Here is a 26,844-nt window from a genome sequence, read left to right as displayed (position 1 = left end):
GGCACCTGCTCCACGCAGGTTTGCGTCGGCGGCCGGGCCGTTCGCCTGACCCCACCTAGCCGGCGGCCGCACAGGAAGTGTCGCAAGGCGCTTCCCCCGGAGGGCACCTGCTCCACGCAGGTTTGCGTCGGCGGCCGGGCCGTTCGCCTGACCCCACCTAGCCGGCGGCCGCACAGGAAGTGTCGCAAGGCGCTTCCCCCGGAGGGCACCTGCTCCACGCAGGTTTGCGCCGGCGGCCGGGCCGTTCGCCTGACCCCACCTAGCCGGCGGCCGCACAGGAAGTGCCACAAGGTGATCGGCTGGGTGCGGGTGGCTGGGTGGGTGGGGGCTGGGTCGGTGGGTGGGGATGGGTCGGTGGGTGCGGCTGGGTGGGTGGAGGGGATGGCGGGTCAGGCGGTTTCGCGGGGGACCAGGTGGGGGTCGAAGACTACGGAGGTGGGTGGGGTTTCGGGGGTGGTCAAGTGGGTGAGGAGGATGGTGGTCATGTGGGCGGCCATGGCTTCTACGGGTTGGGAGATGGTGGTGAGGCGGGGGCGGGTGAGGCGGGCCGGTTGGGAGTCGTCGAAGCCGATCAGGGCGACGTCGTCGGGGACGGCGCGGCCGGCGTCGCGGAGGACGCGGAGGGCGCCGACGGCCATCAGGTCGTTGGCGGCGAAGACGCCGTCGAGGTCGGGGGCCTGGGCGAGGAGCTCGGTCATGGCCTGTTCGCCGCTCTCGGCGGTAAAGTTGCCGCGGGCAACGTGTACGTAGGGGATGCCGCGGCGCTGGAGGGCGCGTTCGAAACCGGCCAGGCGGTCGATGGCGGCGGGCAGGTCGGCGGGGCCGGCGATGGTGGCGATCCGGCGGCAGCCGCGGTCGGCGAGGCGGTCGGCGGCCAGGGCGCCGCCGACGTCGTGGCCGACGTCGACGAAGCTGATCGGGAGCATCGAGGACGGCCGGGCGAACAGGACGGCGGGGACGCCGGCCTCGACGAAGAGCTGTGGGAGCGGGTCGTTCGGGTGCGTGGAGACGAGCAGCGCGCCGTCGGACTCGCGGCGGGCGGTGTCGAGCGCGTCGCGCCGGGCCTTGTCGGAGTCGGCGAGCAGCATCGTCGCGCGCATCCCCCGGTCCCGCAGGCAGGTCACGACGCCGCCGGTGATCCGGCCGAAGAACGGGTCGGCGAAGACCTGCTCGGCCGATCCGTCGGAGCCGGACATGACGAGCGCGACCGTCCCCGTCCGGCGGTTGACGAGGGTGCGGGCGGCGGAGTTCGGGACGTAGCCGGTCGCGGCGATCGCGTCGTGGACGCGGAGCCGCAACGCCGGATCAACCGTGCCGACGTCGTTGACCACGCGCGACGCCGTGGCGCGCGAGACCCCGGCCGCCTTGGCCACGTCCTCCAAGGTCGGCGTCCGGCGCGCCGGCTGAGCTGGTGTCTTCGTCATCGCTGTGGATCGTATCTCCGACACGCGCCCTTGCCTCCAAAGTTGTCCACAGGGTGCGGCGGCCCCAGGTGGTGGGCCGCCGCACCGGTTCGTGGCCGGATCAGCGTTTGTAGATCCCGAACTCGTAGAGCGAGTAGCCCCAGCCGGTTCCGCGCGCGGTCCCGGTCAGCCGGACGTACCGCCCGGTCCCGCCGGTGGTGATGTCGTCGACATCGCCGTTCCCGGCAGCGGTGTTGTAGAGCGCTCTCCAGGCGTTCCCGTCGTCGGACACCTCGATCCGGTACTCGCGGGCGAACGCTCCCTCCCAGATCAGCTGGATCCGGTCGAACGACGTCACCTGCCCCAGATCGATCTGCACCCACTGCGGGTCGGCCCAGTCACTGGCCCACCGGGTCGTGTTGCTCCCGTCCGTCACGTTCGACGGCGGGAACGGCGCGCCCGGCCCGACCTGCTGGTACGACGACGCCGTCGCCGGCCGGCCCCGGGCGATGTTCGTCCCCTCGACCGGCGGCGCGACGGTCCGGAACGACCGCGTCTCGATGCTGACGTTCCCCCGCCCGTCCCGCACGTAGTCGTACAGCTTCCACACCCCGAGCCGCTGCGGCACGGTCACCGTGAACGGCCCGGTCCCGGACGACGGCGTCCCGACCAGCGCGCCGCTCCCGTCGACGTACTTCCCACCGACCTTGAACTCATGAGAGAGCGCGTCCCCATCCGGATCGCTGACGGCGACGTTGACCGAGATCGTCCCGCCGGCCGGTACGTCGGTCGTGCGGCTGAGCGTCATCCCGGTGATCACCGGCGGGGTGTTCCCGCCGCCCGGTCCGCCGAAGGCCTGCCGGATCGCGTACCAGGACAGGCTCTTCTGGTTCCCCGGCGTGATGTTGAACCAGACCGCGCCGAAGTCGTCCTCCGAGCCGTAGTGGAACAAGGTGGCCCCGAGCGCGACGCCGGCATGCCCGACCACGCAGTTCCACGCCTGCAGGTAACCGTCGCGCTTCTGCAGATCGGTCGGCTGGTTCGGTACGCCGTTCGCGTCGTTCGGCACCTCCCATTCACCGGCCGGCCCGCCCTCGGTCAGGATGTACGGCTTGGTGTACCCGCCGTCGATCCAGTCCTGCTTGACCTTGCAGACGTTGCCGTACGAGTTGACCGCGAGCAGGTCGAGATCCGGCGAGTACTGCTTGTAGTACGGCCAGGCGCCGGTCCACGCGTCGGTCGAGGTGACCGGGTGGTTCGGGTCGATCGCGTGGATCGCCTTGGCGCCCTCATTGACGAACTTGGCGTACTCGATCCGCTGCTGCTCGAGCTCGGCGCCGGAGTAGCAGTTCTGCAACCCGAGCACGGACTCGTTGCCGACATTCCAGAGCAGCACGCCCTGGTTGTCCTTGTACTCCGTCACCCAGCGCCGGATCTCGCCGAGCATCGTGGTCTTGTAGCTGGTGTCGGTCACGTAGTTCACGCAGCCGCCGCTGCCGGGACCGCCGCCGGGCTGGAGCCAGAAGCCCGCGACCACGCGCATCCCGTTCGCGGCCGCCGCGTCGAACAGCGGCTTCGAGCTCGCGTCGGTCCCCCACGTGCGAACCGTGTTGACGCCGATCGCCTTCAGCTCGGGCAGCCGCTGCGCGGCCTCGGTGGCCGGCGGCCCCCAGGTCAGGCCCTTCACGGTCCAGGGCGCGTTGTTGACCAGCAGCTGCCAGTTGCCCTGGCCGCCGGCGAGCCGAACGGTCCCGTTCCCCGGCGGCGGGCCGGTGTCGCCCGGCGTACCGAAGACCTTGAACTCGAACAGCGAGATGCCGTAACCGTTGGCGCGGGTGGCGCCGAAGACGCGGATGTAGCGACCGGCGCCGCTCACGTTCAGCGTCTCGGTGCCGCCGGGGCCGGTCGTGGTGCTGTAGATCTGGTTCCACTGCTGGCCGTTGGCCGAGACCTCGATGCGGTAGCCGGTCGCGTACGCCGCCTCCCACTGCAGGACGACCTGTTCGACGGTCGAGGTGGAGCCGAGGTCGACCTGGAGCCACTGGTTGTCGGCCCATTCGCTCGACCAGCGGGTGTTCGGGTCGCCGTCGACGGCGGCGGACGGCGGCGTGCCGGCGCCCTCGGACGTCGAGGCGGTCGCGGTTCTGCCTTGGGACAGCAGGGTCGCGGCTTGTGCGGGGACGGCCGACACCACCAGGTTGCCGAGCGCCACCAACGCCACCGCGACCAGCGCGGCCGTCGTCGATCGCCGTCGCCGGCGGGTACGGAGAGCGGGCAAGAGCTTCATCGGGCGGTACTCCTTCAGCGGGAGTTCAGCGGGAGAGAGACTGAGAGAGCGCTCTCTCGCGGAGTGATCGTGGCCGCTCCCGAAGACCCTTGTCAATGCTTCACAGCGCCGATCTCACGCTCAGCCGGTTCCGGAACCACAGAGGGTTGACACCGCGCGAGCCCCGGATCATGGTGTCTCAGAGAGCGCTCTCCCGCGATCCCGACCGCGGGCTGCCCGAACTACCGCCCCCGCGGAAATCCCCCGAACCCAGGAGGAGCTCCGTGTTCTCCCGACGCAAGAGAGTCCTGTACGCCGGCGGCACCGTCGTCGGCGTCATCGCCACCGTGCTGACCGCGCTGGCCGGCTCGTCCGCGCACGCCGCCGACGAGGTGACCCACCACGAGTTCCAGGTCAACTGCACGGTCAACCACCGCGCCGGCGACGACCCGATCGTGTTCCCGAACATGCCCGGCGCGTCCCACGACCACAGTTTCGTCGGCAACAACACGACGAACGCCGCCACCACCCTGAACAGCCTGACCGCTGCCGGACCGTACGCGACCACCTGCCTGAACCCCGACGACCTGTCGGCGTACTGGTGGCCGACGATGTTCCGCGGCAACAATCCGGTCGTCCAGACCTGGCACCAGACCATCTACTACAAGTCCGGCATCCTCGACTACACCAAGGTCCGGCCGTTCCCGCCGGGGATCCGGTACGTCGTCGGCAGCCCGACCGCCACCCAGGAGGAGTTCCGCACCTCCCCCGGCGCCGTCGAGGGCTGGGAATGCGGCGACACCGCCCACAACTGGGACTTCCCGGCGAACTGCCCGGCCGGTACCCAGCTCAACATCCGCTACCAGGCCCCGAGCTGCTGGAACGGCCGCGACCTGGACTCCCCCGACCACAAGAGCCACATGGCCTACCCGGTCAACGGCGCCTGCCCGGCGTCGCACCCGAACCCCGTCCCGATGCTCGAGTTCAAGATCGCGTTCCCGGCCGACGGGAACGTGACCGACGTCCGCTTGGCCAGCGGCCGCGGCTACACCTGGCACTACGACTTCTTCAACGCCTGGGACGAACCGACCCTCGCTGCCCTGGTGAGCCACTGCATCAACGGTGGCCTGCAGTGCAACTCCCGCGGCTACGACCTCTACAAACCGCACCGGGGCCAGGTCCTCGGTGACAACTACCGCCTCCCCGGCCGGCCCTGACCCCCGGCATCCACCCCTAGCCGCCCGCGGTGCCCGGGATCGGGCAGACCCGGCACCGCGGGCCAGGTTGCCAACGGCAACTGAATGACCGAGCGTTTCAGGACACGCGGTAGGCGCGAATGATGGTTTGGCTGGCGGTGTTGCCTGCGGTGTCTACTGCCTTGGCTCGTAGGGAGATGTAGCCGCCGGCTGGATTCCGGATGAATGCTGTTCGGTGCGGGCCGGCGCCGAGTACGCGGACGGGTTGCCAGGTGGCGCCGTCGTCAATGGACATCTCCAGGGCGAGGGAGCGCAGGCCGGCGGCGGAGGCGCCCGGGTTGCGCTGGACGTGGACGGGTAGCCGGAGCCGGCGGTTGCCTGGCGTCGAGTTGTCCTCGGCGAGGTCGGCGCCGAACCTGATCACCTGGATCGGGAGTGCCCCCGGTTCGCCGGTTCGCCGGCTGAAGGTCCAGACAGCGCTCACCTCGGTCGAGGTGTCGGTCAGGCTGCGTTCGGCCTCGGTTTCGATCCGGAAGGCGCCCTTGTGGTTGCCTTCGGCAAAGCACTGGCCGTCGACGGCCGACTCGCAGATCACCGTGCCGTCGCGCCGGATCACCGTCCGCCCCCGGTCCACCTTCGTCGCGGCCGAGGTCTCGGCCGACGGGCTGAACAGCCCGACGTTGAACTGGAGCCGGTCCGGCAGTTGCAGCGCGTAGCCCACCTGATGCGCCGGGCCCGGTAACGAAGGACCGTAAACCCCGCCGCCGTTCCAGAGCTCGCGTCCCGGACCTCGCCGGTACTGCCGGGCCGGCGCGTACTCGATCACCTCGACCAGCCCGTCGCGCGGATTCTGGCCGAAGCTCCGCTGCCAGGCCACTCGGTCGGTACTGAACAACTCGGTCCGGTCACTGGGCAGGCTGATCGGCAGACCGACACCAAGACCGGCCGACGCACCGGGCACTTCGGTCGACATCGCGATCGAATCGCGCACAGCCGTCCGAGCAGCGCCCTGGGCAACCGACCGGACGCGCACCTTGGCCAGCTCGCTGTCCCGGACCTTCCGTACGCCGGTGGTCACACGGCCCGGCGTGAACCAGCCGAGATGGTAGACGACCGGCAGGTCGGTGAGCGTACCGTCCGGCGCCGGCTCGGCCGAGACTCCTTGGTAGAACCCGACGACCCGCTGCCGAGGCGCGTCCGGGCCGACCTGAGCCGTCCGCAACACAGCACCTTCCGGACCGAGATGCGCCGTACCGAGGACGTCGTGCCCCTGGACGACGTTCATCCCGGTCGAGATGGCGACCGGCCGAGCCGACCGGTTCGCCAGCGCATGGCCGACCGGCTTGGCCAGCCTCGCGTCGAGAGTGACAGCCCGGCTCCGGTCCAGAACCAACGCCGGCTGGACGACGACGTCCGTGTCCGCTCCGGACATCACCGCAGTGTCCACGACGTACCGCCCACGCGGCAGCCGGACCCGAATCGTCCCGCTGGGGTCGTACAGATACTTACCGAACCAGCGCTCATGGCTGATCAGGCTCAGCTCGTAGGCGGAGGCCGCCTGCCCGTCTCGACCGATCACATTCACCGTCAGGTCGTAGCTCTCCGGCTCCTTGTCCACACCCACCGGCGCCACCACGGCGAGCTCACCGGACCGGGCGACAACCCGAGCCGTGATCAGCCCGTCGGCCGAGGCGACCCGAGTGTCCGCGGTGACGTCGACCGCCGCAGTACCCTCGGCCGGGACGGTGAGCTTCGCAGCACTCAAGCTGAACATTTCGGCCGGTAGGGACGCGCCCGCCGACCGTACGGCGAGGTCGAGCGTGACAGCGGTCGAGCCCAGATTGCGGTAGGTCAGGGTCCGAGTGACCGGCTTGTCGTCACCATGCGGCCAGCTCTGGATGCCGAAGGACAGACTCGGCTGGTCCAGGACGACGACCTGCTCCAGCGCCCGCCCGAGGTCCAGCCGGCCCGCGCCCTGCGCGAAGGCGCTGACGCCCTCGGCCGGCTTGGCCGAACCCATCAACGCGGCCTTGATCTGCGCCGCGCTCCAGCCCGGATGCCGCTGCCGCAGGATCGCGGCGGCGCCCGCGACGTGCGGCGTCGCCATCGACGTGCCCGACATCGCCGTCCGCACTTCTCCCGGCGCACCGAGGAACCCGTCCTTGCTCCGGGCGGCGACGATCTGGACGCCCGGGGCCGTGAGGTCCGGCTTGAGCGCGCTGTCGCCGGGCCGCGGGCCGCGGCTGGAGAAGCCGGCCAAGGCGTCCTGCTTGCTGACCGCGCCGACGGCCAGCGCAGCGTCGGCGGACGCCGGACTGCCCAGCGTGCCGTCGCCACCGGCGCCGGAGTTGCCTGCGGCAATCACGAACAGCGTGTCGTGCTCTGCCGTCAGCCGCGCGACAGCTTCCTCCAGCGGATCGATGCCGGGAAAGTCCTGGCCGCCCAGGCTCATGTTCACGACCTTGACCCGCTTCTCCGCGGCGGCCCATTCCATCGCGGCGATGATGGCGTCCTCCGGGCAGCCCTCGGTGTCGCACACCTTCCCCACCAGGAGCGAACTGTCCGGGGCGACCCCGCGATACTTCGCGTCGCCGGAGGCGATCGTGGCGGCGACATGTGTGCCGTGCCCGACGGTGTCGGTGGTGTCCGGCTCGGCGGTGAAGTTGCGCGCTTCGACGATCTTGCCGGCCAGGTCCGGGTGGCTTTGGTCAATGCCGGTATCCAGTACGGCGACCGGAACTCCACGACCGGTGTACCCAGCGCGCCACGCGGCCGGGGCGCCGATCTGCGCCGTGCTCTGATCGAGCGAGACCTGGTGCCGCGCATTCAGCCACACCTTCGCCACACCCGCGTCGAGCGTCCCCGCGCCGGCGGAGATCGACTGCCAGAACGCGCTTCCCTCGTTCCTGATGCGCAGCGCCGCCCCACCGATGGCCGGCAGTTGCCTGATCAGCTCCGCGCCCGCTGGAGTGGCTTGGCGGGCACGCTGCTCGACGATGACCGACAGCCGCTGCGGGCCGGCGTCGCCGTACCCCTGCGCGAGCAGACCGGTCACGTCGAACAGCCGGGGGTCGAGCAGCCCACGGGCCAGCAGCTGGGTCGCGTCGGCCGGTACGACCGAGATACCGGTCGGATGCCGGCGCATCGAGAACGCGATCTTCTCCCGGCCTGCGGCCCGAACGACCTTGACGGGCGACTGGTCGGTCGGGCCGAGGATCACCTTGTCCCCGGTGATCAGCGTCACTGAGCGCGTCAGCTCCGCCGCACCCGACGCCGCCGCGGTCACAGGTCGTTCGAACCACGTCAGCGTCGCGGCAGCCAGAGCGGCCGCGACGACCAGTACCGCAGCGGTTCTCCGCTTCGTCGGCATCAGGTCACCGCCCTGCCGTCGTCGGAGTCCGCGGCGACACGACGCTGCCGCCCGGCACCGTCGGCAGCGTGGCCAAACAGCCCGGGATCTTCCCCCGGACCGGCTTGGCGAGGCTGAGCAGCACCCGATCCCCCTCTTGTTCGGCCGCGATCACGACTGTGCTGCCGACGGGGAGACCTTGGATCGACGCGGTGACCTCGCTACCGGCGCCGACCGGATCGGCGACCGTGTCACCGGTCGAGTCGTTGGAGCTGGTCACGAATGTCTCGCGGCAGTCCGTCGTCCGCGGGACCGCAACGACGGGGACGCCGAGGCGGCGGAGCTCGGCATTGGCCGCGTCGAGCGCATCGAGGTCGCTGATCCGGACCGTGACGCCGTCAGCCGTCCTGGACACGGCGTACGCCGGAGTGCCGGCTCCGACCAGATACACCACGGCGGCGGTTGCCGCGGCCACCCCGATGAACCCGCTGACCACTGCCACTCGGCGGCGCCTACCGCGGGCCGGGGACGGCGGCGGCTGCGTGAGGCTTTCGCCGTGCTCCTGAACCAGTCGTTCCAGCAGCCGGTCCTCGAACGTGCCCATCAGTCCTCGCCCTTCTTCTGTCCGGCGGCCGCGCGCAGCCGCTGCCGGGCCCGGAAGAGCCGGATCCGGAGTGCACCTGGAGATACCTGCAATGCGGCGGCCGCCTCGCTGGGCGCCAGGCCGATCAGGTCGACGAGTTCGACGACCTCCCGGTCCGCGGCCGACAAGCTCGCGAGACGCTCGAACAGGACCCGGCCGGCCCGTTCCGCGTCGATCCGGACCACCAGTTCGGCGGCCTCGTCGATATCGATCGGGCGCCGGCCGGCCAGCCGGGCGGCGACGTCCTGAGTCCGGGTTCGCGACTCGCAGTGGCGGGCGAACACGTTGCGTGCAATTCCGAGCAGCCAGGCCCGCGGCGTTCCGCGGGCGGCGTCGAAGGACGCGAACGACCTGATCGCCTGGACGAACGTGTCGGAGGTGAGGTCCGCGACCTCCTGCGGATCGGTGCTGCGGCGGGCGAAGAAGCCCGTCACGCAGCCGAAGTTCGCCCGGTAGACAGCCTCGAAGCCGGCGATCGGCCCGTCCGGCGGCCGGGCCGGCCCGGCGCGGCCGGCTTCTGGTGATTCGGTCATGGCGTTGTTCACGAAGACTAGTTGCGGCCGGGGCCGCCGGCCGTTACACCGGCGGCCCCGGTGGGTCACGTTGCCAACCGCAACAAACTTCAGTGAAACGTTCGCCCCCGATTCCGCGATAGGAACTCTGGGAGGGGGTGATCCGGCATGTGCGAAGTGACCCGCCGGTTGTTGGCGCTGCTACGCCTGTTGGAGACGGACCGTCATCGGTCCGGCGTCGTCGACGACGACGCGATGCTGGACACCCATTTCGGTGTCCAATCGGCGGAGTTCCCGGCCGAGCGCTACTAATCAGCTCTCGGCGGGCTCCGCTGCGTCGCAGCGCCAGTACCCGCAGAAATAGATCCGGTCCTTGGCGATGCCCCGGTCGTTGACCAGGTGCCGCCGGACGCCGGTGGCCAGCCCGGACTCACCGGCCGCCCACACGTACGGCGTCCCCGCCGGGAACTCCAGCGACCGCAGCGCGGCCAGCACCCGCAGGTTCCGGACGCCGGGGCCCCGGTGCACCCAGGTCGCCGGCAGCGCCAGCTCGACCTCGTCCGCCGCGTCCTCGACCTCGAGCAGCGTGACGACCGGCAACCCCTCGGGCACCTGCTCCAGGATCGCCGCGATGGCCGGCAGCGCCGACTCGTCGCCGACGAGCAAAACCCAGTCGGTGTCCACCGGCGGCAGGTAGTCCGCGCCGTCGCTGAGGACGCCGAGCTGGTCACCCGGCTGGACGTGCTCCGCGAACGACGAGCCCGGGCCGGCCGACGCGCCCGAGCCGTGCAGCACGAAGTCGATGTCGAGCTCACCCTGCGTACGGTCCAGCCGACGGACGGTGTAGTTACGGACGACGGGCCGCGTCGCTTCGGGCATCGACGACAGCTCGGGCCACCAGTTGGTCGTCACCGGCAGCGTCAGCTCGTCGACGCGGCCGTTCGGCAGGAAAATCCGGACCAGCTGATCCGGGCCGTCGTAGGCGAATCGCCGGAGCTCGGCACTCGCGACCGTGATGCGCGCCATCCGCGGCGTCAGCCGCCGGACGTCGGTGACGGTGGTCAGCATCGGGGTCTGGTCGCCCATCCGGATCTCCTCACAATTCCCCACGAACCGATTCCAAGTTAGGTTAGCCTAACCAACCGATCGAGCGAAGTGAGCGCCGATGACCGCCGTGACCCTGCTGCCCGAGAACAACCTGCACCGCCGGCAGTTCCTCACGGTCTCCGCCGGTCTGACCGCGTCGCTGCTGACCGCGTGCGGCGCCGACGACGCCGGCCCGGCGCCCGCGGCCCGGCGTACGGTCGCGACCGACAAGGGCCCGGTCGAGGTGCCGATGGTCGCCCAGCGGGTCGTCTGCGCCGACTTCTACGGCGCCTTCGCGGTCGTCGATCTCGGGATGATCCCGATCGCCGCCGCCGGCACCGGGTACGCCGACACCGGTCCGCGCTACGCGCCGAAGCTCAAGGGCGTCACGCTGATCGGCGACTTCACCGAGCCGAACCCGGAGCGCGTCGCAGCCGCCGGGCCGGACCTGATCCTGCGCACGATCGACACCTCGGACGCTCTCTACCGTCAACTCAGCGAGATCGCGCCGACCGTCGTCATCAGCTTCCAGAAGCTCACACTCCCGGACGTCGCCGTCCGTTGCGGCGAGGTTCTCGGCCGCAAGCCGCAGGCCGACGCCCTGCTGGCGCTCTACCGGCAACGCTGTGCCGAGCTCAAGACCAAGTACGCCGACACCCTCGCCAGGCTGACGTTCACCTTCGCCCAAGCCGCGTCCGACGCGACGTTCTGGACGCTCGGCAAAGCCTGGACCGACACCCAGGTCCTGCTGGACTGCGGCGGCCGGCTGGCCGCGCCGTCCGCGACCCAGGACAAGGCGACCCAGGAGTACTCGACCGAACGCATCGGCATTCTCAAGGACAGCGATGTGCTGCTGATCCCGGCCGGTCCCGACGGGAAGACGGCCGCACCGGACAACGCGCCGCTGACCGGCAGCCCGTTGTGGCCGACGCTGCCCGCGGTCCGGGCCGGCCGCGTCTACCCAGTGGTCTCCGGCGCATCCTCGCTCGGCAACGCACTCGAGCTCGTCGACCGGCTGGACGTCGTCCTCGGCGAACTCAAGGAGGCCTGACATGCGCGTGCAGCTGGGCGCTACCCAGGAGACGTTGCTGATCCCGCTCTACGGCCGCGCCGTCGAGACCCGGAAGAAGCGCCCGATGGTCGCGGACCCGAAGGCCGTCGAGATGGTCGAGGCGATCGACTACGACTTCGGCAAGTTCGACGGCGGCCGCAGCCTGGCCGGGTCGGTGCTGCGCGGGATGATCTTCGACCACCACGTGGCCCAGTTCCTCAGCGATCACCCCGGCGGAACCGTGGTCGAGATCGGCGCCGGGCTGAACACCCGCTTCGATCGGCTCGACAACGGCCGCTGCCACTGGATCGACCTCGATCTCCCGGATTCGATGGAGCTGCGCCGGCAGTTCTTCACGCCGAGCGCCCGCAACCAGCAGGTCGCGGGCTCGGTCCTCGACACCGACTGGCTGGAGATCGTCGAGCAGCACCCGGGGCCGTACTTCTTCATCGCCGAGGCCGTCTTCCTCTACCTGCAGGAGGACGACGTCCGCGGCGTCGTCGAACAGCTCGGGTCAACCTTCCGGGGGTCGCGGATCGCGTTCGACACCGCCGGAAAGGCGATGGTCGCGACCCAACGCTCACACGACGCGCTCAAGCACCTGGCCGCCAAGTTCGACTGGGAGTGTGACGACCCGCGCACGCTGGAGCCGTGGGGTCTGCGGCTGCTCGACTCGCGCACCCTCGCCCAGCAGCCGGCCCCAGCCCGCAAACAGATCCCGCTCCCGCTCCGCCTGCTCCTCCCGATCGCCGGCCTCAGCTCCCGAGCCAAGACCTACCGGATGAACCTCTTCACCCTCCGCTGAGTCCGCGAGCGTTCGCAACGACGAGGCCGCGGGGTGACTCGGGGAAGCGGGTGAGCATCGCCCGCAACTCCGTGGCGGGCACATTGGCGCCGAAGGCCTCGGTGCCGGGTTCGAGGCGGACGCCGTCGGCAAGTACGCCCGCGACGACCGGGTCGAAGCCGAGGTCGTCGACGATCCGCGCGACCTCGGCCGCGTCGGCGTCCGGCCCGGCGACCGCGATCGCCTTGCGGGCCGGCGATCCGGCCGGCAGCGCGCCGTCCTCGAGATCGTGATAGCCCATGTGGTTGAAGGCTTTCACCACCCGCGACTCCGGCAGGAACGACTGGATCAGCTCGGACGACGACGTCCGCGGATCGGTCAGGTCGTCGCGGATCCCGTCGACCTCCCACCAGTAGTTCATCGCGTCGATCACGAGCTTCCCGGCCAGTTCGGCCGCCGGGATCGTCCGGTACTTGCCGAGCGGCAGCGCCAGGATCACCACATCCGCCCGGCGGACCGCCTCGACCGCTGTGGTCGCGACCGCGCCCGGCGTGACAACCTCGACGATCAAGGCGATCTTCGACACGTCTCCCGAGCCCGCGATCAGCACCGGGTACCCGGCCCGCACCGCGAGCCGGGCCAGCACGGTGCCGACTTTCCCGGCGCCGAGGATCGCGAGCGTCGGCTTGGCGACGAAGCTCATGCCAGCATCTCCCTGACCATCGGGATCACCTTGCTGCCGTACAGCTCGACGGCGTGCAGCCGGTCGGCGCCCGGGATCGAGCCGTTGGAGTAGATCAGGTCGAAGCGGCCGACGCCGAGCGACTTGATCGCGCCGGCGATCCGGCGCGCCACGGTCTCCGGGGAGCCGACGTACATCGAGCCGTGCTCCACCTCGGAGTCGAACTCCGCGCGCTTGATCGGCGGCCAGCCGCGCAGCGCGCCGATCCGGTCCCGCATCACCTTGTAGCGCGGGTAGTACAGCTCCTTGGCGGCCTCGTCGGTGTCGGCGATGAAACCCGGCGAATGCATGCCGACCGCCTGCGGGGTCGTCCCGAACTGCTCCGACGCCCGGCGGTACAGGTCGAGGTACGGCGCGAACCGGTCCGGCGAGCCGCCGATGATCGCGAGCATCAAGGGCAGCCCGTAGAACGCCGTCCGGACGACGGACTGCGGCGACCCGCCGACGCCGACCCACGTCTTCAGCCCGGACTCGGTCTTCGGGAACACGTCGGCGTCCTCCAGCGACGCCCGGACGGTCCCGCTCCAGGTCACCGGCTTCTCCTCGAGCAGCCGCGCGAACAGCTGCAGCTTCTCCTCGAAGAGCACCTCGTAGTCGGCCAGGTCGTAGCCGAACAGCGGGAACGACTCGGTGAACGAGCCGCGCCCGAGGATCACCTCGGCCCGCCCGTTCGAGAGCGCGTCGACGGTCGCGAACCGCTGGAAGACCCGAACCGGGTCGTCCGAGCTGAGCACCGTGACGCCGGAGCCGAGTTTGATCCGCGAGGTCTTCCCGGCGATCCCGGCCAGCACCGTCTCCGGTGTCGTGATCGAGTACTCCGGCCGGTGATGCTCGCCCAGCGCGATCGCGTCCACGCCCAGCTCGTCGGCCAGCACGGCCTCATCGACCACTTGCCGAATCGCCGCCGCGTACGACACCGGCTCCCCGTTCGGCCCGTCCGGCACATCGCCGAACGTGTCCAGCCCGAACTCCAGCGCGCTCATCCGCACTCCACTCCCTCTCGTCCCAGGTCCCTATCAGTCTAGGTTGACATGTCAACGCCAGACTCGCCGGGTTCATTCCGGGACGGGAGCGGGGTCAGCCGCGGCGGCGCAGCTCCTCGGCGCGCGCCGCCAGCCAGTAGCGGCCGGCGGCGAGTACCGCCAGTACCCCCATCGAGATCCACAGCGCTTGATGCATGGGCCCTCCCCGGTCCTCGTCACACGTGTTCGGAGGACCGGTACCCGGCGCTATGCGCTCACCAGGTGTCGAAGTGCACCACGTCGTCGAGGGACTTGCGCGGCCCGGGCTTGAAGTCGGTGCCGATCGTGTACGCCGTCGGGATCAGCACGGCCTGCCGGATGTCGCCGGGGATGCCGAGCAGTTGCGCGATCTCCTGCTCGTAGTTGAGGTGCAACGACGTCCAGGTGGTCCCGAGACCGCGGGCGCGCGCGGCGAGCATGAAGTTCCAGGCGGCGGGCAGGATCGAGCCCCACAACCCGGCCTGGTTCCCCTCGGGCAGCGCGCCGGCCTTGATACAGGGGATGACGAAGACCGGGACCTCGGCCAGGTGGTCGCCGAGGTACTCCGAGCTGGCCTTCACCCGCGCCTGCACCGGGTCGTCGGCCGGCTCTTGCGTCGCGAAGTACGCGTGCAGCGCGGTGCGGTAGTACTCCGCGATCGTCTTGCGGTGCTCGGGATCGGTGATCACCAGCCAGTGCCAGCCCTGGCGGTTGCTACCGGACGGCGCCTGCAGCGCGATCTCGATACATTCCTTGATCAGTTCGAGGGGGACGGGCTTGCTCAGATCGAGGCGCTTGCGGACGGCGCGGGTCGTGGTGAGCAACTCGTCGGGCGTGAGGTCAAGAGTGGACACCGCGACAGTCTTCCACCCGCTCGGCGACGACGCTCGCCGTCTCATGTCGCGCCCGCCGCACGACCATCGGGATGAAGGACCCCGCGCCGAGGAACAGGACGGCGGTGATCAACCAGCCCGGCCATCCCCAGCTGACTGCGATCGTGGTCAGCAGCAGCGGCGCGACCAGATCGCCGAGTTGATGCCCCATCGCGTACGCGCCCTGGTACTGCCCCTGCGCCCCTGGCGGCGCCAGCTCGAAGCTGACGCCCCAGCCACTGGCCGACTGCAGCATCTCCCCCAGCACGTGCACCAGGGCCACAACCACCAACAGCGCCACCGTGACCGCGCCCGACGTCACATCGGTCACCGCCAGCACCCCACATGCCAAAGCGAGCAACAACCCGGCCCGGCGACCGGCGCGCGCTGCTCCGGTGAGCGTCTCGGTCCCGCGGGCCGTCCGGATCTGCAGCAGGACGACGGCCACCGCGTTCACCACGAGCAGGACCGAGATCAACCACCGCGGCGCGTCGGTCGCCGTCACCACCCAGAGCGGGATGGCGAGCTGCGCCATCGCGTTGTGCATACTCAGCACGCCGTCCAGCACGACGAAGGCCAGGAACGGCCGGTCCCGCAACGCGGTCAGCCCGGACGGACCAGTTGCCGCAGGCACCTTTTCGACGATCGGCAGACCGAACCGGACCAGCGCGGCCGTCACGCAGTAGGTGAGCCCATTGACGAGCAGCGCCCCGATGTAGAGATCGCGCTGGTCGAGGGCGAGCACGATCCCGGCCAGCGCGAGCCCGATCCCCATCCCGATGTTGGTGGTGACCCGCAGTACGGCGCGCGTCCGCACCCGTTGGTCGGACGGCGACAGCCCAGCGATCAGCGCGCCTTTCGCACCGCGCTGGCCCGAGTCCGCGATCGCGGTCACCGCCGCGACGGCGACGTACCCCGCGAACGAGTGGACGAGCGTGAGGCTGCTCATCGTCAGCGCCTGCAGCAGCAGGAAGCCGACGTACGCCCGGTTCGGCCCGAGCCGGTCGGCGATCACGCCCATCGGCGTGCTGGTGATCAGGCCGATCACGCCGGCGATGGTCAGGCCGATCCCGACCTCGCCGACCGACAGGCCGGCGACCCGGGTCAGGTAGAGGGCGCCGATGGCGGCGTACAGGCCGTTGCCGAGGGTGTTGACGAGGGTCGCGACGATCAGTCGGCGCACGGCGGGAGCGAAGGCGGTCACGACCCCACTCAACCGGTGATCGCGCCGCGCGCGCCGACGATTGACGATTCCCGGCAATCGAACGCCGGTGAGCGTTCGCCAGAGGTTTTCCGAACAGCTCTTTACACACGGTCGCCGAGCATTGACTCTAGGTGATGGAAGCGTTCCCACATCCGCCCCGAAAGGTGAGGAACATGACCAGGAAATTCCGCATGCTGTTCGGCGCCGCCGCTCTGGCCGGCGCCCTCACGATGACCAGTACTCCGGCCTTCGCCGTCAGCGGCACCGCGAGCTGGTACAACGACGCCGGTATCGGCGCCTGCGGCACGCCGCTGAACGCGAACACCGACTGGCTGGTCGCCGCGCCCGCGGGCCTGTGGACCAGCCCCAACCCGAACAACGACCCGCTCTGCAAGAAGTCCATCCGCGTCACCTACAACGGACGCACGATCACGGTCCCGATTCGCGACAAGTGCCCCTCGTGTCCCAACAACAAGATCGACCTCAGCCGGCCGGCCTTCGCGAACCTGGCCAACCCGGACGTCGGCATCATCAACATCACCTGGGACATCGTCTGACCGACCCCGCCGGCGCGGCATTGCCCCGCGCCGGCGGGCCTCAGGTGGTGGTGAAGCGTTGCTCGAAACCGTCCATCAGCGACTCCGCGCGGCGGTACGTCTCGGAGCTGTAGGCGCCGATACTGCGCTCGGCGATCAGGGCATCGCGCATGGCATCCAGGTAGCGGCGCTGGATGATCAGCATCTGCGCACGGTTGTCGGGCTCGGACTCCCGGAACTCGCGGGTGATGACGAACATCTGCGGCAGGATCCGGTCCTTCATCGAGCTGACCAGCTCCGGGTCCAGCGGGCTGCCGTCGATGGTCTGCTCCTCGAGCGGGCCGAGGGCGTCGATGGCCGACTCGGCGATCCGGCGCAGCAATGCCTGTGACGAATCGCGTTTGTCCTCATAGGTGACCGCGCTGAACTTCATCCAGGAGATCACCATCGGCAGCGTCAGCCCGAACAGCACCAGCGTGATCAGCGCAACCAGGAAGGCCGCCAGCACGACGGTCGCACGGTGCGCCGTCTCCGGCGGGATCGTCTGGACGGCGGCCACCGTGACGACGCCGCGCATCCCGGCCCAGCCGACCACGAACAGGCCGCGCTTGGTCAGCGGCTCGCGCTCCTCGAAGTCGATATCGGCCCGGCCGCGGGCCAGCCGTTTGCGCGCCCAGGCGAGCCTGGTTTCCTCGCGTTCGTCACTCGGGTCCATCGCGTCGAGATGCTCCTCGAACGCGGTCAATCTGGTCCGGGTCTGCTCGGCCCGGTCGTCGCGGTTGAAGCGAATCCCGAGCGCGGGCCAGAGCAGCCCGACGAAGCGCAGCACGACCAGCAGGCCCACGACGATCAGCACCAGGCCGGTGATCTCGCCGACCGTGGTCTCCTCGCGCGCGGCGTCGATCAGCTCGGGCAACTGGTAGCCCATAGCCAGGAAGACCGCACTCTCCAGCAGGAAGCTGACCGTCGTCCAGGTGGTCGACTGGGTCTGCCGGTCCTGCGCGCTGAATCGCTTGCTGCCCAGGACGCCGGTCACCAGCCCGGCCAGCACGACCGCGAGGACGCCGGACGCGTGCACCTCCTCCGCCGGGAAGTAGGCCAGGAACGGGACCGCGAACGAGATCGTCGTGTTCAGCACCGGATCGTCCAGCCGCTGCCGCAACAACGCGGTCAGCCACCCGACGACCAGCCCGATCAGCACCCCGCCGACGACTGCCCAGGCGAAGTCGAGCGCCGTCGCTCCCAGGCTGAACCCGCCGGTGACGCCGATGCCGGCGATCGCCGTCCGCAGCACCACCAGCGCCGAGGCGTCGTTGAGCAGGCTCTCGCCTTCGAGCACAGTCATCAGCCGCGGCGGCAAGCCGACCCGATGCCCGATAGCCGTCGCGGCGACCGCGTCGGTCGGGCTGACCACCGCGCCGAGCGCCACCGCGAGTGGGAACGAGATCCCCGGGAACACCGCATGCACCACGGCCCCGATCGCCACCGACGACACGATCACCATCGCCACGGACAGCCACGAGATCAGCCCGAAGTTCCGCCGGATGTCGAGCACGGGCAGCTGAACGGCCGCCGAGTACAGCAGCGGCGGCAGCACCCCCGCCAGGACCAGCTCGGGCTCCAGGTGAATCGTCGGCGTACCGGGCAGATAACTCGCCCCGATCCCCAGCGCCACCAGCAGCAACGGCGCCGCGACGCCCGTCCGCCGCGCGAACACCGACGCCGCGATCATGATCGCCAGCCCGGCCCCGGCCACAAGCAAGAACTGATGGTCCACCCGGCCACACTAGGCGCGTGATCAGCTCTGGGCGGTGAAGACCCACCGGCCCGCGCCGACCCGGTACGTCGTCCCGTGCAGATGTTCGGCCCCACGTGGCGGCCGGACGCCGGTGCCGGGCACGGTGACGGTGGCGTCGCGGGGGACGGTCACGGTCAGCCGAAGGCGGCCGGCGCGGTGTTCCCAGGTTGACGAAACCAGGCCGCTGACGGTTTTGATGCCAGCGGCAACTCGCTCCAGGCCCGGCGGGAGCTGTGGGGCGATCGTGATCGACCGGTAGCCGGGCTCGGCCGGCTGGATACCGCCCAGGACGGTGTAGAAGGACGCGTTGATCCCCGCGAACATGGCATGGTCGTGGGTCTCCATGCTGGACGTGTACAGCCACTGCTCCCACGGCGTCGTCGCGCCGTGCGCAATCTGGAAACCGAAACTCGGGTACGTCGTCTGGTGCAGGATGGTCATCGCGACGTCCAGCCGACCGATCGCCGCCAGGGCGTCGATGAGGTAGCGGGTGCCGAAGATGCCGGTGTCGAGATGGCCGCGATCCTTGCCCAGGATCGTCGCGACCAGCTTGTCGCCGACCGCCTGCCGATGCTCGGCCGGCACCATCCCGAAGGCAAGCGGCAGCACACTGGTGGTCTGCCGGCCGCTGCTGTACGTCGTCCCGTCGGCGCTCAGGAAGTGGTTGTTGAAGGCAACCCGGATCGCGTCGGCCAGCGTGGTGTACCGGACGACGTCGGCCGGCCTCCCGACCACCCGCGCCGCCTTCGCCACGGCCTCGGCTTGCCGGTACGACAACGCCGTGTTGACGAGTGACCCCTCGCTGAAACAGTCCCCCGCGCTCGGACTGCCCATCCCGTTGTTCGCCTCCGGCCCGTGGTCCGGCGGGCACCAGTCGCCGAACGAGCGCTCAGCCGGCCAGATGTGGGTCGGCACCTCGGCCGCGTTCCGATCCACGAACGTCTTCATCAGCGGATACGTCGCCGCGAGCGTGGCCCGATCGCCGTACTCCTGGTAGAGCGACCAGGCGAGCACCACCTGCCCACCGGCCATATCCGGGTACTGCGACTTGATCTCGTCGGTCGGCAGCGCCGTCCCGGGCGGCAGATCCGTCAGGTACTTCGCGTAGAACGCGTTCATCCCGAACTCGCGGATCGCGGCCTCGTGGTATGCCTGGACGTCCATCGCGGGCGGCGTCCGCTCGTCGCGGACCGGGGTGTCGGTCGGCTGGCTGAGCGAGTTGTTCAGGATGCTCCAGCGGTTGTTCTGCCAGATCCGGTTCAGCATCGGGTCCGACGAGTCGAACCGCCCGGTCGACTCGACGTCCGCGTGGATCGCGCGGCCGGTGATGCTGTCCAGCGTCGGCGTCCCCGGGTAGCCGGTCACCTCGACGTAGCGGTAGCCGTGGTAGGTGAAACGCGGCTCCCAGGTCTCGCCGTGCGGGTCGCCGCGCAGGGTGTAGGTGTCGGTCGCGGCGGCGTTCCGGTTGGTGAAGGTGTCGAGCAGGCCGTCCGCGCCGAGCTCCTCCGCGGTGCGCATCCGAACGACGTTGCCCGCGGCCCCTTTCACCCGGAGCCGGTTCCAGCCCGCGATGTTCTGGCCCAGATCGAAGATGTGCACGCCGGGTTTCGGCGTCGTCAGCGCCACCGGGCGCAGGTCGTGCCGCACGCGGATCGGCGGCGCGGTGTTCGGCGTCAGCGCACCCTTCGGCGCGGCGACCGCGGTGACGGCCGACCAGGCACTGTCGTCGTACCCGGCCGTGTCCCAGCCGGGCCGTTCCCGGCGGGCGTCGTACGACTCGCCGTGATAGATGTCGTTGGCAACGATCGGGCCCTCGGCCCATTTCCAGCCGTCGTTGCTGACGACGCGCTGCCGGCTGCCGTCTGCGAAGGTCAGGTCGAGCCGGACGAACGCCTGTTTCGGACCGAGCCAGCGGAAGCCGTACTGGTTGTAGCGCGCGCCGTAACCGTTGCCGAGCCAGATGCCGATTGCGTTGTCCCCGCGCCGGATCTGCCGGGTCACGTCGTACGAGTCGGTCAGGTTCCACCGGTCGTACGGCGTGTTGGACGGCGCCAGCACGTGATCCCCGACCTTCGCGCCGTTCAGACGCAGCTCGTAGAACCCGAGCCCGTACACCTCGACGCGCGCCGATCGGACGGCCTTGCGGACCGGGAACTCGGTCCGCAGCAGCGGCGCGTCACCACCGGCGCTGATCCATTCGGCTTCCACCGCCGACTGCGGCACTACGCCACCACCCACCAAGACCATTGCCAGCGACCCGACCAATCCCCGTATCCAGCCCATACCCGACGAGCCTAGGCAGGACGGACTGTCAGCGCCCGGCTACTGACCGATACCGGCCATGAATGCGGTCAGCTCGGCGGCGACCAGCTCGGGCTCCTCGAAAGCCATGAAGTGCCCGCCCCGCTCCGGCGCGAGGTAGCGGCGGATGTCGGACGCCGCGCGCTCGGCGATCGACCGCGGGAAGAGCGGCATGTTCCACTCCTGGCTCTGGGTGACGGCGACCGGCACGGTGATGGTCGGGCGCGGCTTGTTGTGCGGGCCGTCGAAGTACGGGCGGAACGACGTACCGATCGAGTCGGTGACCCAGTACAGCGTGAGGAGCGTGCAGAGGGTGTCGCGGTCGAACCGGGACTCCAGGTCACCGCCGCAGTCGGACCAGACGCGGAGCTTCTCGATGATGAACGCCGCCAAACCGGCGGGTGAGTCGAGCAGGGCGCTGGCGACCGTGTCCGGGCTGGTGCCGATGATCGCCTGGTAGCCGCCGTCCGCTTCGCCGCGTTCGTCGTCGGAGTCGAGCCAGACCTGCTCCGCGGCCGTGATCGGCTCGGCATACTCGGCCGGGAAAGGGCCGTGGACGACGTGCACACCGGCGACGTGCTCCGGGTACTGCGTTGCCAGCCACCCACAGACCGAGCCGCCGATATCGCCCCCGAAGGCGAAGTAGCGGTCGTAGCCGAGCGTGTCGGTCATCAGCCGGTGGAATCGGTCGGCGATCGCCGCGCGGGTCGTCGGTCCTTCGGCCGCCTCGGACCAGAGGAAGCCGGGCAGGGTGGCGATCACGACGTCGACGTCGAGCAGCTCGGCCAGCGGGAGGAGCTCGGTGAACGCGCTGGGCCAGCCGTGCGTGAGGAGGACGGGCGGCCGACTCGGGTCGCGTTCGAGGTGCACGAAGTGCGTGCCGGCTTCGACGTACTGCGGGTAGCCGTTCAGCCGTGCCTCGGCCCGCCGCCAATCGAACTCCTCGGCCCAGTACGAGACGAGCGAGCGCAGATAGGCGGGGTCGACGCCGGCCTGCCAGCCGGGCGCGGTCGGGGTGGCGAAGCGCGTCCGCCGCAGCCGCGCCCGCAGCTCGTCGAGGACGTCGTCGGGGACTGCGATCCGGAAGGGATCCATTGGCTCTACTCCTTGTCGGCTTCGCCGCGGACCAGCGGGAAGGCATTGACCTGCAACTGCACCGGCCGCGCGGACGGCGATCTGGGCAGCGCGAGACGGCGGGCGATCACGGCATCCAGCTCGGCCATCAGCTCGCCGAGCTCGGCCGCGGTCAGCCGCAGATTGACGGTGTCGAACGACGCGACGTCGAGCCACTCGGGGCCGAACGTCTGCTCGCCGTCCGCGCGAAACTCCCGGACGGTCTCGTCGCGGCGGCGCATCCACTCCGCGTCGATCAGCTCGGTCGCGAGCCGCTCGGCACTGCCGCTGGGCTGGTCGTGCGCCGCGGGCAGCGTGATCGAGCCGGGACGCCGCATCCACCAGCGCTCCCGCGCCGTGCCGCGACCGGCGTCCTCGGCCACCAATCCGTGTTTCTCCAGCTGGCGCAGGTGGTAGCTGGTCGCGCCGCTGGACTCGCCGAGCCGGGCGCCGAGGCCACTGGCCGTCAGCGGCCCGTACATCGACAACTCGTCGAGGATGCGGACCCGCAGCGGGTGCGCCAGCGCGCGCAGCGCGGCCGTCTCCAGGGCGGGAGCTCGTTCGGACATGATGCAAAGATAACTTTGCAAACAGTTCTTTGCAAGCGCGGACAGGATGCGCACCCAGCCCGGACAAGTCCCTGACATTCGCTCGGCATCGTGGCGGGTATGACGAGCAGAAGACTGTTGCGATGGGCTCCGCTGCTGCTGGCGGCCGCGCTGGCCGCCGGGTGCGCGAGCTCCAAGGCGGACACCCAGGCGCAGAGCCAGGACACCGGCAAGGCGCCGGAGGTCGCGACGCTGAAGACGCCGACCCCGGGGAAGAAGACCACCGCCAAGGCGCCGGCCGATCCGGACGCCGGGCGGGTGCGGGAGCGGATCGACATGACCGACGCCGACCGCAAGCGGCTGCTCGAGCCGTACCTGGCCTGTATGAAGGACAACGGCATCGACGTCTACGCCGAGCGCAAGCAGGCCGGCGTCCTCGGCGACGGGCCGACGACCGACCCGAAGAAGGCCAAGACCGCGGGCAAGGTCTGCGCGCCGAAGCTGCCGCTGCCCGCCTGGGAGGTGGACGCCAAGAACCCGGACGCGCTCGATTTCGGCCGCAAGGTCGTGCAGTGCCTCAGGGACAAGGGCGTCAAGTACGTCGAGCTGTCGTCGGACACGTCGTCCGGCATCGTCGGCCCGTCCCTCGGCGGCAAGAACAACGACATGGAATCCATCACCAAGGGCATGAACCTGATGCCGCAGTGCCAGCGCGAGGTGGCCGGCAAGTGAGCTCTCGGCGACGCGTGCTCACCGGTGTCGTGCTGCTGGCGGTGCTGACCGGCGGCGGCCTGGCCGTCTTCCGGTACGTCGACCGTCCGCAACCGGCCGCCGCCACCGACGGCCCGGACCCGGCCCAGACGGTGGCGATCACCCGCACCACGCTGTCCCGGTCGAAGGAGCTGGCGGGTCAGCTGGGCTACGGCGGTAGCAGCACCGTGAAGGGCAAGGCGACCGGAACGATCACCTGGTTGCCAAAGGCAAGCACCACAGTAGGGCGCGGTGAGGTGCTGTACCGGGTGGACGACAAGCCGGTGGTGCTGTTCTACGGGAGCACCCCACTGTTCCGTCCGGTTGGCAAAGCCGCGCCGCCGGCCAGTCCGCCGCCGACCTCGCCTCCGGTCAAGGACAAGCCGTTGAGCGGTCCCGATGTCAGAGTGGTCAAGCAGAACCTGACCGCCCTCGGCTTCCTGCCGAACACCACGACCGACAAGCTGACCGACGCGACCACCAAGGCCGTCAAGAAGTGGCAGGAGTCGCTCGACCAGCAGCCGACCGGCGTCATCGATCCGGCCACGGTCGTCGTGCTGCCTGGCGCCGTCCGGATCAACGCGCTGAAGGCGGCCCTGGGTGACCCGGCCGCGGCCGACGTCCTCGATATCACCTCGACCGAGAAGGTCGTCACGCTCTCGTTCGACGCCGATGCGACCGAGGGCATCAAGGCCGGTGTGAAGGTCAAGCTCAACCTGCCGAGCGGGAAGACCACCTCCGGCACGATCCGCAGTATCAGCACCGACGCCACTCCCCCGCCGGACGGCGGCCCGTCCGACGGCACCAAGAAGCCGCAACTGGCCGCGACCATCGGACTCGCGAACCAAACCGACAGCAAGGGCCTCGACTCCGGCCCGGTGCAGGTCGTCGTCCCCGGTCCGAGTCACAAGAACGTCCTGGTGGTCCCGGTCGCGGCGCTGCTCGCGCTGCGCGAGGGCGGGTACGCCGTCCAGGTCGTCAGCGGGACGACGACCACCCTGGTCGCGGTCGAGACCGGGATGTTTGCCGACGGCAACGTCGAGATCACCGGCGACGGCCTGCAGGAGGGGCAGAAAGTGGTGACCACGTCATGACCGCGGTGGTCGAACTCAGCCATGCCGTCAAGGAGTACCCCGGCGGCGTCCGCGCGCTCGACGACGTCTCGCTGCGGATCGAGTCCGGCGAGCTGGTCGCGATCGTCGGCCCGTCCGGCTCGGGTAAGTCGACGCTGCTCAACCTGATGGGCACCCTCGACCGCCCGACCGCGGGAACGGTCGCGATCAGCGGGCACGACGTCGCGACGCTGTCCGATCGCGAGCTCTCCGCGCTGCGCGGTCGCTCGATCGGTTTCGTCTTCCAGCAGTTCCACCTCTCCGACGGCCACACCGCCACCGAGAACGTCGCGACCGGTCTCCTGTACGCCGGAACGCCGCGCCGGGCCCGTAAGCCGCTGGCCCTGGAGGCGCTCGCCAAAGTCGGGTTGTCCCATCGCGCCGGCCACCGCCCGCACGAACTCTCCGGCGGTGAGCGGCAACGGGTCGCGATCGCCCGCGCGCTGGTCAACAACCCGTCCGTCGTCCTCGCCGACGAACCGACCGGCGCACTCGACACCGCCAACGGGCTCGCCGTGCTGGAGTTGCTCAACCAGCTGCACGCCGCCGGTACGACGATCGCCGTCATCACTCACGATCGGGACATCGCCGCCCAGCTCCCCCGGCGGCTCGAGATGCGCGACGGCCACCTGGTGACCGCCGCATGACCCGGCTGACCCAGCCGGTCCGGCTGGCCTTCTCCGACCTGCTGCTGCTCGGGCTCACCCGGCTCCGGACCCGGCCGCTGCGCGCGGCCCTGTCCGCGCTGGGGATCTCGATCGGGATCGCCACGATGATCGTGGTGACCGGGATTCCGGCGTCCAGTCAGCAAGCGGTGCTGGACGAGTTGTCGACGTTGGGGCCGAACCTGCTGCGCGCGGCCGCCGTACCGGATGCGAGCGGGCAGAGCGATACGGCCGCCGGGCTGCCGGCCGAGGCGGTCGGGATGGCCGGGCGGATCGGCCCGGTGCGAGACGCGAGCGGTGTGGCGAACGTGCACGCGAGCGTCCGGCGGTCGGACAAACTCGACACGACGTCCAGCGGCAGCGGGATCACCGTCCTGGCCGGGACGCCGAACCTGGCCGAGCTGCTCGGGACGACGATGTACTCGGGGAAGTTCTTGTCGCCGGCAACGGACAAGTTCCCGACCGTGGTGCTCGGCGCGAAAGCCGCCACCTGGTTGGGGATCACGAGCCTGCCGATCGGGCAACCACTGCCCCGGATTCTGCTCAACGACACCTGGTTCACGGTGATCGGCATCCTCGCGAAATCCCCGCTGGCCCCCGACCTGGAACAGTCCGTGCTGGTCGGGTGGGAGGCCGCCAAGGCCAGCCTCGGGTTCGACGGGCGGCCGACCGTGGTCTACGTGCGCTCCGCCGACACCGCGGTCGAAGATGTCCGCGCCGTCCTCGGGCGGACACTCAGCCCCGAGCAGCCGGGCCTGGTCCAGGTCAGCCGGCCGTCGGAGGCGCTGGCCGCCAAGCGGATCACCCAGAACGCGTTCTCCACGCTGTTTCTCGGGCTTGCCGGGGTCGCGCTGCTCGTCGGCGGGATCGGCGTCGCGAACACGATGGTCATCTCGGTGCTGGAGCGCCGGCGCGAGATCGGATTGCGGCGCGCGCTCGGCGCGAACCGGCGGCAGATCCGCGGGCAGTTCCTGACCGAGTCGATCGTGCTGTGCGCGATCGGCGGCGCGATGGGCGCGGTCCTCGGTGTGCTCGGCGTGATCGGGTACGCCGAATCGCAGCACTGGCCGGTGGTGATCCCGGCGTCCGCGGTGCTCACCGGGCTCGGCGCCTCGATCGCGGTCGGCGTTCTGGCCGGGGTGTATCCGGCCGTCCGGGCATCGTTGCTCACGCCAACGGAAGCGCTGGCAGCAGATTGATCCGGCCGCCTATAGTCGACACCATGTGTGCGCAGGTCGTGCTCGCCGAGGACGACGAGAAACAGGCCGAGCTCGTCCGGCGCTACCTCGAGCTGGAGAACCACACGGTGATCGTCGTCCACGACGGCCGGTCCGCGCTGGAGGAAGTCCGCCGGCGGCAGCCCGACCTGCTCGTGCTGGACGTGATGCTGCCCGGCGTCGACGGGCTCGACGTCTGCCGGATCCTCCGTCAGGAGACCGACCTGCCGGTGCTGATGCTGACTGCCCGGGCCGAGGAGGACGACCTGCTGCTCGGGCTCGACCTCGGCGCGGACGACTACATGACCAAACCGTTCAGCCCGCGGGAGCTGGCGGCCCGGGTCCGCACGCTGCTGCGGCGTACCCGCGGATCCGCGACGGCCGAGCCGAACACGCTACTGCGGGTCGGGGGCGTCGCGGTCGATCTGGAGCGGCACGAGCTGTTTGCCGACGGCAACCAGATTTCGTGCACGCCGGGCGAGTTCCGGCTGATCGCGACGATGGCGGCCCGGCCGCACCGGGTCTTCACCCGGGCCCAGCTGCTGGAGAACCTGCACGGCGTCGACCAGTACATCACCACCCGGACGATCGACACGCATGTGCTGAACCTGCGGAAGAAGATCGAGCCGGACCCGCGGCGTCCGGTCCGGCTGCTGACCGTCTACGGGGTCGGCTACAAGCTGGCCGACGGCTGA

General features: G+C 70.1%; 24 protein-coding genes. 10 read left to right on the top strand and 14 right to left on the bottom strand.

Features of this window, described 5'->3' with window-relative positions:
- Window positions 1–389: 389 nt before the first annotated feature.
- A complete protein-coding gene (locus HPO96_RS36920) occupies window positions 390–1,424 on the bottom strand; it encodes a LacI family DNA-binding transcriptional regulator (RefSeq protein ID WP_171679138.1) in 1,035 nt (344 codons plus the stop codon).
- A 100-nt stretch (window positions 1,425–1,524) separates the two neighbouring features.
- Window positions 1,525–3,690 carry a discoidin domain-containing protein gene (locus HPO96_RS36915; protein ID WP_171679137.1) on the bottom strand — a complete coding sequence of 722 codons (2,166 nt, stop codon included), beginning with the start codon at window positions 3,688–3,690 and terminating at the stop codon, window positions 1,525–1,527.
- Between the two features lie 263 nt (window positions 3,691–3,953).
- Here HPO96_RS36915 and HPO96_RS36910 point away from each other — a divergent pair, with 263 nt between their 5' ends.
- Entirely contained in the window at window positions 3,954–4,886 is a 933-nt protein-coding gene (locus HPO96_RS36910; protein ID WP_337796957.1) for a DUF1996 domain-containing protein, read from the top strand.
- A 97-nt stretch (window positions 4,887–4,983) separates the two neighbouring features.
- Here the strand turns inward: HPO96_RS36910 and HPO96_RS36905 are convergent, their stop codons facing one another.
- From HPO96_RS36905 to HPO96_RS36895, 3 genes are read right to left on the bottom strand one after another with little or no spacing between them, the layout of a single operon-like run.
- The gene (locus HPO96_RS36905) at window positions 4,984–8,235 is read right to left on the bottom strand and encodes a S8 family serine peptidase (RefSeq protein WP_171679135.1); all 3,252 of its coding nucleotides are present in this window, start codon (window positions 8,233–8,235) and stop codon (window positions 4,984–4,986) included.
- A 4-nt stretch (window positions 8,236–8,239) separates the two neighbouring features.
- On the bottom strand, window positions 8,240–8,818 hold the full coding sequence (locus HPO96_RS36900; protein WP_171679134.1) for a hypothetical protein: 579 nt from the start codon (window positions 8,816–8,818) through the stop codon (window positions 8,240–8,242).
- A complete protein-coding gene (locus HPO96_RS36895) occupies window positions 8,818–9,390 on the bottom strand; it encodes an RNA polymerase sigma factor (RefSeq protein WP_171679133.1) in 573 nt (190 codons plus the stop codon). The genes HPO96_RS36900 and HPO96_RS36895 overlap by 1 nt, the downstream gene beginning before the upstream one ends.
- 147 nt (window positions 9,391–9,537) lie before the next feature.
- Here HPO96_RS36895 and HPO96_RS36890 point away from each other — a divergent pair, with 147 nt between their 5' ends.
- Complete coding sequence (locus tag HPO96_RS36890; protein WP_171679132.1) at window positions 9,538–9,681, top strand: hypothetical protein; 144 nt, start codon at window positions 9,538–9,540, stop codon at window positions 9,679–9,681.
- On the opposite strand, the gene HPO96_RS36885 is transcribed toward HPO96_RS36890, so the two are convergent.
- Window positions 9,682–10,455, bottom strand: coding sequence for a siderophore-interacting protein (locus tag HPO96_RS36885; protein WP_171679131.1), 774 nt, complete (start codon window positions 10,453–10,455; stop codon window positions 9,682–9,684).
- Between the two features lie 79 nt (window positions 10,456–10,534).
- Between HPO96_RS36885 and HPO96_RS36880 the strand changes: the two genes are divergently transcribed.
- The gene (locus HPO96_RS36880) at window positions 10,535–11,506 is read left to right on the top strand and encodes an ABC transporter substrate-binding protein (RefSeq protein ID WP_171679130.1); all 972 of its coding nucleotides are present in this window, start codon (window positions 10,535–10,537) and stop codon (window positions 11,504–11,506) included.
- A gap of 1 nt (window position 11,507) precedes the next feature.
- Entirely contained in the window at window positions 11,508–12,311 is an 804-nt protein-coding gene (locus HPO96_RS36875) for a class I SAM-dependent methyltransferase (protein ID WP_171679129.1), read from the top strand.
- Here the strand turns inward: HPO96_RS36875 and HPO96_RS36870 are convergent.
- The 4 genes from HPO96_RS36870 to HPO96_RS36855 all read right to left on the bottom strand — a co-directional run bounded on the left by HPO96_RS36870 (window position 12,298) and on the right by HPO96_RS36855 (window position 16,109).
- Window positions 12,298–12,993 (bottom strand): NADPH-dependent F420 reductase, encoded by a 696-nt coding sequence (locus tag HPO96_RS36870; RefSeq protein WP_171679128.1) that lies wholly within the window; start codon window positions 12,991–12,993, stop codon window positions 12,298–12,300. The genes HPO96_RS36875 and HPO96_RS36870 overlap by 14 nt on opposite strands.
- Window positions 12,990–14,015: an LLM class flavin-dependent oxidoreductase gene (locus HPO96_RS36865; protein WP_171679127.1), complete on the bottom strand. Its 1,026-nt coding sequence runs from the start codon at window positions 14,013–14,015 to the stop codon at window positions 12,990–12,992. The genes HPO96_RS36870 and HPO96_RS36865 overlap by 4 nt, the downstream gene beginning before the upstream one ends.
- Before the next feature lie 254 nt (window positions 14,016–14,269).
- Window positions 14,270–14,887 carry a nitroreductase family protein gene (locus HPO96_RS36860; protein ID WP_337796956.1) on the bottom strand — a complete coding sequence of 206 codons (618 nt, stop codon included), beginning with the start codon at window positions 14,885–14,887 and terminating at the stop codon, window positions 14,270–14,272.
- Window positions 14,874–16,109, bottom strand: a complete 1,236-nt coding sequence (locus HPO96_RS36855) for an MFS transporter (RefSeq protein ID WP_171679125.1) — start codon at window positions 16,107–16,109, stop codon at window positions 14,874–14,876. The genes HPO96_RS36860 and HPO96_RS36855 overlap by 14 nt, the downstream gene beginning before the upstream one ends.
- A gap of 173 nt (window positions 16,110–16,282) precedes the next feature.
- Between HPO96_RS36855 and HPO96_RS36850 the strand changes: the two genes are divergently transcribed.
- Window positions 16,283–16,666 carry a cysteine/serine endopeptidase inhibitor gene (locus tag HPO96_RS36850; protein ID WP_171679124.1) on the top strand — a complete coding sequence of 128 codons (384 nt, stop codon included), beginning with the start codon at window positions 16,283–16,285 and terminating at the stop codon, window positions 16,664–16,666.
- A gap of 40 nt (window positions 16,667–16,706) precedes the next feature.
- Here HPO96_RS36850 and HPO96_RS36845 read toward each other — a convergent pair whose 3' ends face one another.
- The 4 genes from HPO96_RS36845 to HPO96_RS36830 are packed head-to-tail and all read right to left on the bottom strand — an operon-like array spanning window position 16,707 to window position 22,426.
- Window positions 16,707–18,422, bottom strand: coding sequence for a cation:proton antiporter domain-containing protein (locus HPO96_RS36845; protein ID WP_171679123.1), 1,716 nt, complete (start codon window positions 18,420–18,422; stop codon window positions 16,707–16,709).
- Between the two features lie 21 nt (window positions 18,423–18,443).
- Window positions 18,444–20,726, bottom strand: a complete 2,283-nt coding sequence (locus HPO96_RS36840) for a family 78 glycoside hydrolase catalytic domain (RefSeq protein ID WP_171679122.1) — start codon at window positions 20,724–20,726, stop codon at window positions 18,444–18,446.
- Between the two features lie 39 nt (window positions 20,727–20,765).
- Window positions 20,766–21,839 (bottom strand): epoxide hydrolase family protein, encoded by a 1,074-nt coding sequence (locus HPO96_RS36835; RefSeq protein ID WP_171679121.1) that lies wholly within the window; start codon window positions 21,837–21,839, stop codon window positions 20,766–20,768.
- Window positions 21,840–21,844: 5 nt separating this feature from the next.
- Complete coding sequence (locus HPO96_RS36830; protein ID WP_171679120.1) at window positions 21,845–22,426, bottom strand: winged helix-turn-helix domain-containing protein; 582 nt, start codon at window positions 22,424–22,426, stop codon at window positions 21,845–21,847.
- A gap of 99 nt (window positions 22,427–22,525) precedes the next feature.
- Between HPO96_RS36830 and HPO96_RS36825 the strand changes: the two genes are divergently transcribed.
- The 5 genes from HPO96_RS36825 to HPO96_RS36805 are packed head-to-tail and all read left to right on the top strand — an operon-like array spanning window position 22,526 to window position 26,844.
- Entirely contained in the window at window positions 22,526–23,137 is a 612-nt protein-coding gene (locus HPO96_RS36825) for a hypothetical protein (RefSeq protein WP_171679119.1), read from the top strand.
- Window positions 23,134–24,249, top strand: coding sequence for a peptidoglycan-binding protein (locus tag HPO96_RS36820; protein ID WP_171679118.1), 1,116 nt, complete (start codon window positions 23,134–23,136; stop codon window positions 24,247–24,249). Before HPO96_RS36825 ends, HPO96_RS36820 begins: the two co-directional genes overlap by 4 nt.
- On the top strand, window positions 24,246–24,914 hold the full coding sequence (locus HPO96_RS36815; RefSeq protein ID WP_171679117.1) for an ABC transporter ATP-binding protein: 669 nt from the start codon (window positions 24,246–24,248) through the stop codon (window positions 24,912–24,914). The genes HPO96_RS36820 and HPO96_RS36815 overlap by 4 nt, the downstream gene beginning before the upstream one ends.
- Entirely contained in the window at window positions 24,911–26,131 is a 1,221-nt protein-coding gene (locus tag HPO96_RS36810; RefSeq protein ID WP_171679116.1) for an ABC transporter permease, read from the top strand. The genes HPO96_RS36815 and HPO96_RS36810 overlap by 4 nt, the downstream gene beginning before the upstream one ends.
- Before the next feature lie 23 nt (window positions 26,132–26,154).
- Window positions 26,155–26,844 carry a response regulator transcription factor gene (locus HPO96_RS36805; RefSeq protein WP_171679115.1) on the top strand — a complete coding sequence of 230 codons (690 nt, stop codon included), beginning with the start codon at window positions 26,155–26,157 and terminating at the stop codon, window positions 26,842–26,844.

This window comes from Kribbella sandramycini, from assembly GCF_013131805.1.
Classification (GTDB): Bacteria; Actinomycetota; Actinomycetes; order Propionibacteriales; family Kribbellaceae; genus Kribbella; species Kribbella sandramycini.
Note: the sequence above shows the minus strand (reverse complement) of the source record. Positions and strands in the feature narration are given on the sequence as shown.

Excerpts from the sequence above, each read along its gene's own strand:
- HPO96_RS36920 (WP_171679138.1), bottom strand. The coding sequence starts at position 1,424 with ATGACGAAGACACCAGCTCAGCCGGCGCGCCGGACGCCGACCTTGGAG.
- HPO96_RS36915 (WP_171679137.1), bottom strand. The coding sequence starts at position 3,690 with ATGAAGCTCTTGCCCGCTCTCCGTACCCGCCGGCGACGGCGATCGACG.
- HPO96_RS36905 (WP_171679135.1), bottom strand. The coding sequence starts at position 8,235 with ATGCCGACGAAGCGGAGAACCGCTGCGGTACTGGTCGTCGCGGCCGCT.
- HPO96_RS36900 (WP_171679134.1), bottom strand. The coding sequence starts at position 8,818 with ATGGGCACGTTCGAGGACCGGCTGCTGGAACGACTGGTTCAGGAGCAC.
- HPO96_RS36895 (WP_171679133.1), bottom strand. The coding sequence starts at position 9,390 with ATGACCGAATCACCAGAAGCCGGCCGCGCCGGGCCGGCCCGGCCGCCG.
- HPO96_RS36890 (WP_171679132.1), top strand. The coding sequence starts at position 9,538 with ATGTGCGAAGTGACCCGCCGGTTGTTGGCGCTGCTACGCCTGTTGGAG.
- HPO96_RS36885 (WP_171679131.1), bottom strand. The coding sequence starts at position 10,455 with ATGGGCGACCAGACCCCGATGCTGACCACCGTCACCGACGTCCGGCGG.
- HPO96_RS36880 (WP_171679130.1), top strand. The coding sequence starts at position 10,535 with ATGACCGCCGTGACCCTGCTGCCCGAGAACAACCTGCACCGCCGGCAG.
- HPO96_RS36875 (WP_171679129.1), top strand. The coding sequence starts at position 11,508 with ATGCGCGTGCAGCTGGGCGCTACCCAGGAGACGTTGCTGATCCCGCTC.
- HPO96_RS36870 (WP_171679128.1), bottom strand. The coding sequence starts at position 12,993 with ATGAGCTTCGTCGCCAAGCCGACGCTCGCGATCCTCGGCGCCGGGAAA.
- HPO96_RS36865 (WP_171679127.1), bottom strand. The coding sequence starts at position 14,015 with ATGAGCGCGCTGGAGTTCGGGCTGGACACGTTCGGCGATGTGCCGGAC.
- HPO96_RS36850 (WP_171679124.1), top strand. The coding sequence starts at position 16,283 with ATGACCAGGAAATTCCGCATGCTGTTCGGCGCCGCCGCTCTGGCCGGC.
- HPO96_RS36840 (WP_171679122.1), bottom strand. The coding sequence starts at position 20,726 with ATGGGCTGGATACGGGGATTGGTCGGGTCGCTGGCAATGGTCTTGGTG.
- HPO96_RS36835 (WP_171679121.1), bottom strand. The coding sequence starts at position 21,839 with ATGGATCCCTTCCGGATCGCAGTCCCCGACGACGTCCTCGACGAGCTG.
- HPO96_RS36830 (WP_171679120.1), bottom strand. The coding sequence starts at position 22,426 with ATGTCCGAACGAGCTCCCGCCCTGGAGACGGCCGCGCTGCGCGCGCTG.
- HPO96_RS36825 (WP_171679119.1), top strand. The coding sequence starts at position 22,526 with ATGACGAGCAGAAGACTGTTGCGATGGGCTCCGCTGCTGCTGGCGGCC.
- HPO96_RS36815 (WP_171679117.1), top strand. The coding sequence starts at position 24,246 with ATGACCGCGGTGGTCGAACTCAGCCATGCCGTCAAGGAGTACCCCGGC.
- HPO96_RS36810 (WP_171679116.1), top strand. The coding sequence starts at position 24,911 with ATGACCCGGCTGACCCAGCCGGTCCGGCTGGCCTTCTCCGACCTGCTG.
- HPO96_RS36805 (WP_171679115.1), top strand. The coding sequence starts at position 26,155 with ATGTGTGCGCAGGTCGTGCTCGCCGAGGACGACGAGAAACAGGCCGAG.